The sequence below is a fragment of the Nonomuraea sp. NPDC003201 genome, assembly GCF_053590415.1.
Map to the genome: position 1 here is coordinate 1 of NZ_JBSFTC010000760.1, position 1,250 is coordinate 1,250.

2 protein-coding genes are annotated in these 1,250 nt (G+C 74.1%); one reads left to right on the forward strand and one right to left on the reverse strand.

All coding sequences use genetic code 11. The annotated features are described in order from the left end of the window. Positions 1 to 258: hypothetical protein (locus ACWDX9_RS63450; protein ID WP_449973477.1), on the reverse strand; the 258-nt coding region annotated here is incomplete at its 3' end. A 90-nt stretch (positions 259 to 348) separates the two neighbouring features. Here ACWDX9_RS63450 and ACWDX9_RS63455 point away from each other — a divergent pair. After that, positions 349 to 1,250 (forward strand): serine/threonine-protein kinase (locus tag ACWDX9_RS63455; RefSeq protein WP_449973478.1); only part of this gene is annotated, 902 nt, incomplete at its 3' end.

The following is a 1,250-nucleotide window of genomic DNA, read 5'->3' on the forward strand; positions in this document are numbered from 1 at the left end:
GTACCGGACGACCAGGCCGGCCAGCGCCGCGAGCGCCAGCCCCTCGGCCATCCCCAGCGCGTCGGCGCCGGGCGCCGCCTCCACCACGCCCATGACGTGGGCGATCGTGACGGCCAGGGAGACGGCCGCGGCCAGGAGCGTCAGCGCGGGCAGGCGCGACCTGAGCCGCGGGCGGAACGACGTGGCCGCCACCAATGAAACCGCGAACGAGACCGCGACCAGCGCCGGTACGGCGTCGGCGACCCACATCAAGCTCACCGGACCGACGATACGCGCAGACCGGACACCGACCGGAACTCCCTGCGTGCTCACCGCAACTTTGGCGGATCCGGGGGCATCTAACCCGCCGTGGAGGCGCTGATCGCGGGAGACCCGCAGCAGATCGGGGACTACTGGCTGGCCGGGCGGCTCGGCGCGGGAGGCCAGGGGGTCGTCTACGACGCCTACGACCCCGATGGGCGGCGGGTGGCGGTGAAGGTGCTGCACGCGGCGGGCGACCGCGGGCGCTTCGCCAAGGAGGCGGCCGCGGCGGAGCGGGTGGCCTCGTTCTGCACCGCCCGGCTGCTGGCGGCCGATCTCGACGGCGGCAAACCGTACCTGGTCTCGGAGTACGTGCCGGGCCCGAGCCTGCGCGAGGCCGTACGGGAGGGGCGGCGCTTCACCGGCGACGACCTGCACCGGCTGGGGACGGCGGTGGCCACGGCGCTCACCGCGATCCACGAGGCGGGCGTCGTCCACCGCGACCTGAAGCCGGACAACGTGCTGCTCGGCCCGGACGGGCCGCGCGTGATCGACTTCGGCATCGCCAGGACGACGGAGATGTCGCTGACCAGGACCGGCGAGCTGGCCGGAACGCCCGGTTACATGGCGCCCGAGGTGCTGACCGGGCAGCGGGCGGGGACGGCGGCCGACGTGTTCGCGTGGGGCGCCATCATGGTGTTCGCGGCCACCGGGCAGGACGCGTTCGGCGGCGAGAACCTGGGCGGCGTCATGCACCGCGTGCTGACGCACCACCCCGACGTGAGCGCGCTGCCCCCGGGGCTGGCCACGCTGATCGAGGCCGCGCTGGAGAAGGATCCGCGGGCCCGGCCGTCCGCCCGCGACCTGCTGCTGGCGCTGGTCAGCGGCGACGGGACCGACGTGGGCGGGCTGCTGGCCCACCAGGTCGATGCACTTGCCCTTGGCGGAGGCGTAGACGGGGCCCGCATAGTAGGCATAGTCGCCATCTTCATAGTCGGCCCAGCCGTTGC